We start from the raw sequence: 7,640 nt of genomic DNA on the forward strand, positions 1-7,640 counted from the left end.
ACGCGGACAGACGGGTACGACCCGATACTCTTCTTCACCTGAGGAGTGCAGCTTTCCTGACGACGAACAGGACCCTAGACAAGTCCCATCGTCCCAGGTCAGAGCAATGCCGGTGATTTAGTGCATCGCTGCAGGTAGAGGGCATGCGGGTGACTGATTCGGGTGAGGGAGCGCCGGGGTTGCATGTGCCGGTTCGCCCCGATCTGATGATGCGGCAGATGATCTCGGGACACGGCAACGGGGCTCCCGGTAGGACGGAAGATCGACCAAGATCCGACTGTCTGCGAGGGAGCCCCGTTGGGCGCTCAGTCTGCCATTGCTGTTGCTTCCACCGTCACGACGGCGGCCCGTCCGGTGTCCCCTCGAAGTCCTCGAAGGCGGCTGGAGCCGCAGTTCGGCGACCGGATCCGGCTCGGCGTGATCACCGAGGAGATCACCCCCGAAGTGGTTGACGAGGTACTGGAGTTGACCGGCCGGGTCGAGCGCCGCCGCAGGCTTCTGCCGGCCCGCGCGGTGGTCTACTTCGTCCTGGCTCTGTGCCTGTTCAGCAGCTCCGACAGTGCCGGGCCGCCGGGATACCGGGCGGTCCTGCGGACCCTGACCGAGAAACTGCGGCACCTGCCGGGCGGCCTCGTCCAGCGCCTGCCCACCAGTTCGGCTCTCACCAGAGCCCGCCAGCGCCTGGGAGACAAGCCGTTCCAGGCGCTGTTCGAGCGCCGGTGTGGTGCCCAGGCGACACCCACGACCCCGGGAGCGTTCGCCTTCGGCCTGCGGCTGGTCGCCTGGGACGGCACCGCGCTGGACGTGCCGGACACCCCCGAGAACGCAGCAGCGTTCGGGTTCACCGGCCGCGACGGCACCAACAAGAGCGGAAACCCGCAGGTCAGACTGATGGCCCTGATCGAGTGCGGCACCCACGCCCTCATCGACGCGGCCTTCGACTCGATTGCCCAATTCAGCGGGCACAAGCTCGCCCGCCGCCTGCTCGCCTCCCTGCGGCCCGGCATACTGCTGCTGGCCGACCGCAACTTCGCCGGCCATGAACTGTGGGGTCTGGTCGAAGCGACCGGCAGCCACCTCGCCTGGCGGATCAAGAAGAACCTCGTCCTGCCACCACTGTGGGTTCTGCCCGACGGCTCGTACGTGTCCGTCATGCCCACTCCGGCCGAGGGCCAGCGCCTGGGCAACGCCCGCTTCCAGGGCCGCACCCCGACAGGGCTGCCCGAAGGACACCTCGTGCGCATCATCGACTACGCCGTCACCGTCCGGCCCCAGCACGGGCCGCCCCAGGTGGAGAAGTTCCGCCTGGCGACCAGCCTGCTCGACCACCGGCAAGCACCCGCACGGCAGTTGGCCCAGCTCTACCACCAACGCTGGGAGATCGAGAACGGCTTCGCCGAGCTCAAAAACCGCCTGCGAGGCGCCGGCTTCATTCTGCGTTCCAAGACCTCCGAGCTCATCTGCCAGGAGATCTACGCACTCCTCACCGTCTATCAGGGCCTTTGCGCGCTCAAAGTCCACGCAGCCGAACAAGGTGAGGTCGATCCCGACCGGATCTCCTTCACCACCACCGTGCAGCTCGCCCGGCTCAAGACCGCCGGACAGACCGCAGCGAGCCCGCAGGTCTTGTGCGCAGCCCGGGCCGAAGTCGTCCAGGAACTCCTCAACGACCTCCTGCCCCCACACCGCGACCGCCGCTGCCAACGACTGAAGAAACCACCGAGGAACACCTTCGAAGCCAAACGCCGCGACGAACCGCGCCCTCCCAGCAACGTCAGCTACTCAGTCAAAGTCACACGGAACCCGGGACACCCACATTCACCTGCAGAAACGCCTTAATCACCGGCATTGCAGTTCAGGGGCACTTTCTAGCTCTCTGGCCGCCCCTTGGGCGATGATCGGGTCAGCATCGCCGGGCGTGAGGTATCCAGAGCAGAGGAGCCCATCCATGACAGCCGACACGTGGTCGGAGCTCTTGGTGCACTCCGAGCGGCTGACCGCGCTCTATACCGAGCTGCCGCCCTTGGAGCGCCTCGTCCTCAGATCAGTCCACCTGAGCCCCTACGGCCCCGGTGTGACGTTGCGGGTGGACCTTCCGCGCTTTCCGGACCGCGCTCCCGTGACGTGGACCGAGGCGGGCTGCGACCGGTTCGAGGCCCAGATCGAGTTCCTGGCCGTGGGCGAGGACCTGCGGATGCGGGGCACTCCCGACCGCACCGTGGTCGACATCGAGCTCAGCCCCCTCGTCCAGGTATACGAACGCCGGATCAGGGTCGCGGTGCACGGAGCGGGATTCTCGCTGGACTTCACCGCCTGGGCTGGCCTCAAGGCTGACCATCTCAACGCCTATCGCTCCAACGACGCGGACCTCGATACTGCTCGGCGCTGGTTCGAGAGCCGGGTCGACCAGCGTCTGCACCAGGTGCTGCCTCCCCCGACCGCGAAGGCGTTCTATGAGTGACCACGACTGGTCTGCCGAGGTGACCAATCCCGAGACGGTCCGCGACGTTCTCGGCTCACCCCCGCCACCGCTGACGGACTACCACCTGGACTGCGTCCTCATCGACGAACGCGCAGCGTCAGTCACCTTGAGGTTCTCCGCCTTCGCCGTCCCGGACGGCGCTGCGGACCTGTGGCAGGCGAGAGGCCACAACGCGGTCGAGTTCGTCCTGGTCTGCATCGGCGTGAAGAACTTCGAGGTGAACGGCTGGTCCGGCTGGCCCACAACCACCGCCACCCTCGCGGGGAACATTGTCGTGCTCGCCGGCCAGGACAAGCGCGTGTCCTTCGAGGCCACCGAGATCCGTGCTGAGTGCCCCGTCGGACGCCTGTGGAACCGATCGCAGTGACATCACTCGCCGGTCAAGATCGGATTGGCGCACCAGGAGCTTCACCTGCGAGGTGAAGGCCACAGATGTTCGACAGGGCCCCGGCGTGGGACAACATTGCAGGTCAGCGACACCCGGCCCATCATGATGGGCCATCAGTATCTGTCGCCCATGAAAGGGCGAGGTTAACGAATGGCTCTGATCGGAGGTGGCTGTCCCGTCGTCGTTCACCAGTCCCGGCCGGCGGTCAGCGCCTCCGCATCCGCGTCCGTGAATCCGTATGCCGACGCGACGAAGCAAAACTCGTCACAGATCCACTCACGCGCAATCGTCTCGATTCCGCTTCCGGCCGCCACGAACTCCCTGTCGAGCAGGTTGAATTCCTCCGTCGTGGCCTGGGTGAGCGCGTACAAGGTCCCCAGATCGGACGGCTGCTCGGCCTCAACTCGCTCGCACAGCCGCAGTAGGATCGCCTTCCCCCGGTCGACTACGCGATCAGGGAAGTACGAGTCGTCGTACATCTGCCGCAGAAACGCGTGTCCCTCTACCTGCTGGTTCGTGATCGGCATGGCGCTTTCCTAACTCCGTGAAGACCTGATGCACCGATCATGCATGGCGCCTCTGACAACGACGCTCACTCTGTATGCCAGACCCTCACCGCCCGCGGCTCGCGCAGTAGTCGCCAACCGAGATCGCTGAAGGAGAAACTGCCAGATGAACAAGGTCGCGGTGCTGTCCGCCGGCTCCTGGGGAAATCACTGGGTTGTTTCCCGGTGGGCGCCCGGCGGCACTACTAGGCTGAACGGCGCTGTACAGAAGGCTGGTTCGTGGCCATGGGCAGGGGAGATGTGACGTGATCGGTGAGGGTGTGGCGGGGGAAGCTCCAGCAGGGGGCGAAGCGGCTCTGGTTCCTGTGACGGCGGATGGGCAGACCGTGTATCTGTCGGTGCAGCGGCTGGGGGCGACGGCTGGTGGCAGCGAGCACGAGATTGCCGCGCGACGGCCGACATTGGAGGAGGCCGTGGACTCGTTGATCGGAGTTGCCAGAGTGATGGGTACACGCTTGCAGCAGACGGGAAGTGCCAAAGCCACGGTTGAGTTTGCATGTGAGTTCGCGGTCGAGTCCGGCACACTTGTGGCGGTCCTCGGCAAAGCCACCGCCAGGTCCACCTTCAAGGTCGCGCTGGAGTGGGCCGCGCCGTCGCCGTGACCGCTGTGAGCGATGCTACCCAGAACCTGCTCAGAGCAGCGACCGTGGCCCTGACGGTCCGGTCCACGGGCACCGTTCCCCAGACGGTTGGTACCGGATTCTTCATCGCGCCCGGCATGGTGGCGACCTGCGCCCACGTGGTGGCCGACAGCGCGGAATCGCTGCCCGAGGTGGTCCATGGCCAGGTCGGTACGGACGGCCGGGCCGTACGTCTGCGCCCTGTGCTGGAGCACTACTTCCGTGACCCTAGAGTCGGGTTCGATCTGGCACTGCTGCAGCTTGTTCCCGACGAGAACCCAATCGATGATGTCGGCCCGTGGGTTCTGTTCGATGGCGGCCTCGTGGACGGCGACAATGTCTGGGCGTGGGGTCATCCGGACGGGATGTTCCGCGGTGGCCAGTCCGTAGAACTCGCCTACCAGGGCCCTTCGCGGCGAGACTCAGCGGGGCCCGGTGTCCTGAGTCGGTTATGGGGCCCTCCGGTCGGCCCTGGATACAGCGGCAGCGCCGTGCTGAACAAGCGGACCGGTGCAGTAGCGGGGATGCTCTGTACCTCGGACCATTCCGGCAGCGCTCACGCCCTGTCTGCGTCTGCACTGCTGTCCCGGTGCCCTCAACGCGTGCGGGATCTGCACGCTGCAGCGGCTCGGGCGGTGAGTAGCCGACTGCCGCAGGCGCAGCAGCCCTGGTTTGAGACGCTCACTGACGAACAGTTGAGGGACGGCGAGTGGGCATTCCCAAGCCGGAGGCTGCGCACGTACCTTGATGCCGCGCAACGAGCTGCTGAGTCCCACCCTTATCCGGGCGTGGTCCCAGGAAATGTCTCACCACCTCTGTCGACCGTGTACGTCAGCCAGCATGCCCGCTCCCTGGGCGCCGGTCCTGGTCCGGAAGTGGCGGACGCGGAGCGGTTACAGGCCGGCGACGTCATCGAACATCACATGGATGCCCTGGTAACGGGTGGGCCAGGAGCGGGTAAGTCGAGCCTGCTGCGCAGCTTGGTCCGGGAGTGTGTGGCGCGGTGGCGCGTCGACGGCACCCTCGATGCTCCGCACCGGACGGTGCGGAGGGCGCCGATGCTGGTGCCCATATATGTGCAGGCTTCCGACCTGGTGGAGGACCGGCCTTTGGCGCAAGCATTGGAAGCGGCTGCACGAGCTGACGCGGGCCGATACAGCCCGCTTGGGATTTGGCCGGTTGAGTTCTTCCGTGAAAGGCCCAGTGCTCAAGCCTCTTGGCTTGTGCTGGTCGACGGACTGGACGAGTTGGTGAGCCGTGACCAACGTGAAATCGTTCTCACGAGGCTGGCGGGCATACGCAATGCCGATCCCGAAGCGGCGACGTACCGATGCGTCCTCGCCACGCGGCCGGTGCCTGAACTGCTGTCACCTGGTAGCGCTCACTGGCATGCCGCTACGTTCGATCTGCTCCCCTTCGACAGCCTTCAGCTACGAGAGTTCGCCGCGCGCTGGCTGAACGCTCTCGGCCTTCCAGAACCCGAACAGGCTGCGGAACAGTTCACACTCCAGTTCGGGGAGCGGCACCGTGAAGCGCTGGTGCGCGTGCCGCTGATGGCTACCATGCTGTGCCAACTGTTCGCCGACCAGCCGAAGCCCCCGCTGCCGACAGCCCGCCACGAGGTGTATCGATCCTTCGTGAGCCTGTTGCAGAGCCGACAGTACAGTGACGCCCCCACCGGGATCATCGCGCAGGCACGAACGGCAGCAGCCAGATATGGCGTCGCAGCCGTCAGTGCGGCTGAGCGCCTTCCCTCCCAAGTCGTCGATCTGGCCAGCGAGTTCGCCCTCACCTGGCTGGATGGCCAGAACTCGACAGCTCTCGAATACTTCACGTCACGAACCCAAGAGCTGCGCCCCTCCGACCTCCCGGAGGACGTATGGCGGGCGATCTTACGGGAAACCATGCGCCGGAGCGGACTATTCACGGAGCGTGGTGGGGACCTCGTCTTCATTCACCAGACACTGCTGGAGTTCCTGGCCGCTCGGCAACTCGCCCGTGACCCCGAGCGGGTTGGCGATGCCCTTAGGGGTCTGTTCGGACGCTGGGGAAGACGTCTGCCGCCGGAGTGGCGGCAGCACGACTCCTTCACTCGATTCCTTATCGCGGTAGTGGGCGAGCACCCTCTGCTGACGAAGGCCCTATGGCGTTGTGGAACGAGCTGGCAGGGCGCGCTATTCGTCGCCGGACTGGTGCAAGATGGGCTCCCGGTCACCCAACGTGTCGTGCGGCGGTCGGCCGATACTCTCGCCGCCACCGCGGACAAGCCGGAATGCACTGGCTTCTTCCGACGAGAACTCGCGTACCACCTACGCGGTCTGGGGGACGACAGAGACGCGGACATCCTGTTCGCCGTAGCAACGGACCATATGGTCAGCGACAACGACCGCATCATGGCCGCCCGCGCCCTGCGAGCCCTTCGCGACACACGCTATCCGGAAGCTCTGCTAAGCCTCGCCGCAGACCCCGAAGCCGGACCGCTCGACCGGCAGAGCGCCATGCAGCAGATCCTCGATGGACTACCGGATGCGGCACTCGCACGTCGCCTCGTGAACGTTGTCGCCGATCCCGTCTTTCATACCGGGGCCCGGAAACGCCTTCTACAGGCACTCAAGTCTGCCAACCCGGCTGGCTACGCCGAACTGCTTGTCTCGTGCGCCCAGGATGCCGAGCTCAGCCTGAACGCAAAAGCCCTGGCAACGCGAGGACTTGCCGAAGCCGGAGACCCACGTGCTCCCGGGCTGCTGCTCGCGCTGGCCGGCGAGCAGGGGGTCGACCGCGCACTGAGATACGAGCTGATGAGGACCTTGCAGTCCATCGACGCCAACCGCTACACCGAACTGCTCGTCTCCTACGGCGAAAACAGTGACCTAGACTTTGCCATCCGAGCCACAGCTCTCGGCGAATTGGCCGACGCAGGCGACACCCGAGCCGCTGACATGCTGGTTCGTCTGGCCGACACAATGGATGCTGACTCGTCCGAGGATGAACGCACTCACCCTCTTCGCCTCAGAGTTGCCCAGCGGCTTGCCGTCCTCCACGACACACGAGCGGGTGGACTCCTCACCGCACTGGCCCGAGACGTCTCCGCTGGCGCGTCGATCCGACTGCGCGCCGCGCACGAGTTGAAGAACGCCGGCCACCCGCAGGCCACCGACGTCTTCGCTTCACTGGCCGAAGACCCGCGCTTGGACGAACACGCCCGAGTCTCCGCCGCCAGAGCCCTCGCGGACGCCGAACCTGCGGGCAGCCCCCGCCTGAGTACCATTCTGGTGCGACTGGTCACCGAGCCTGACATGGGCGAGACAGCCCGCGAGGAAGCCTTCTTCCTGCTCGACGTATACGTAGAGACCATCGCTGACCCAAATGGTCACGCCAGTGGTTCTCCCGAGGCAGACCATGTCTTCCGAATCCTCACCGAAATGGCAGATAACCAGGGTCACTCCCACCGCGAACGCGTACTGGCTGCCGCGACCATGCAGGCACTCCAGACGCTGCGGCGCCAATCTCGGAGCCAAAGCGCCAAAGGCTCACAGGGTCCCTTGACCGCCTTCCATACACGTACCCGGCTTCCGCGCCTTCCC

General features: G+C 65.6%; 6 protein-coding genes. 5 read left to right on the forward strand and 1 reads right to left on the reverse strand.

What is annotated here, in order from left to right; genetic code table 11:
• Window positions 1-297 precede the first annotated feature (297 nt).
• The 3 genes from ACIOHP_RS49840 (at window position 298) to ACIOHP_RS49850 (ending at window position 2,849) form a co-directional block, all read left to right on the forward strand.
• Window positions 298-1,839 (forward strand): IS4 family transposase, encoded by a 1,542-nt coding sequence (locus tag ACIOHP_RS49840; protein WP_401898505.1) that lies wholly within the window; start codon window positions 298-300, stop codon window positions 1,837-1,839.
• Between the two features lie 109 nt (window positions 1,840-1,948).
• Window positions 1,949-2,461 (forward strand): Imm50 family immunity protein, encoded by a 513-nt coding sequence (locus tag ACIOHP_RS49845; RefSeq protein ID WP_401898507.1) that lies wholly within the window; start codon window positions 1,949-1,951, stop codon window positions 2,459-2,461.
• On the forward strand, window positions 2,454-2,849 hold the full coding sequence (locus ACIOHP_RS49850; protein ID WP_401898509.1) for an Imm50 family immunity protein: 396 nt from the start codon (window positions 2,454-2,456) through the stop codon (window positions 2,847-2,849). Before ACIOHP_RS49845 ends, ACIOHP_RS49850 begins: the two co-directional genes overlap by 8 nt.
• A 206-nt stretch (window positions 2,850-3,055) precedes the next feature.
• Here the strand turns inward: ACIOHP_RS49850 and ACIOHP_RS49855 are convergent, their stop codons facing one another.
• A complete protein-coding gene (locus ACIOHP_RS49855) occupies window positions 3,056-3,397 on the reverse strand; it encodes a DUF5713 family protein (RefSeq protein WP_401898512.1) in 342 nt (113 codons plus the stop codon).
• A 284-nt stretch (window positions 3,398-3,681) separates the two neighbouring features.
• Between ACIOHP_RS49855 and ACIOHP_RS49860 the strand changes: the two genes are divergently transcribed.
• Complete coding sequence (locus ACIOHP_RS49860; RefSeq protein ID WP_401898513.1) at window positions 3,682-4,038, forward strand: CU044_2847 family protein; 357 nt, start codon at window positions 3,682-3,684, stop codon at window positions 4,036-4,038.
• Between the two features lie 44 nt (window positions 4,039-4,082).
• The coding region (locus ACIOHP_RS49865; protein ID WP_401898516.1) for a trypsin-like peptidase domain-containing protein at window positions 4,083-7,640 on the forward strand (3,558 nt) is incomplete at its 3' end.

The sequence above is a fragment of the Streptomyces sp. NPDC087859 genome, from assembly GCF_044742595.1.
GTDB lineage: Bacteria > Actinomycetota > Actinomycetes > Streptomycetales > Streptomycetaceae > Streptomyces > Streptomyces canus_F.

Excerpts from the sequence above, each read along its gene's own strand:
- ACIOHP_RS49845 (WP_401898507.1), top strand. The coding sequence starts at position 1,949 with ATGACAGCCGACACGTGGTCGGAGCTCTTGGTGCACTCCGAGCGGCTG.
- ACIOHP_RS49850 (WP_401898509.1), top strand. The coding sequence starts at position 2,454 with ATGAGTGACCACGACTGGTCTGCCGAGGTGACCAATCCCGAGACGGTC.
- ACIOHP_RS49855 (WP_401898512.1), bottom strand. The coding sequence starts at position 3,397 with ATGCCGATCACGAACCAGCAGGTAGAGGGACACGCGTTTCTGCGGCAG.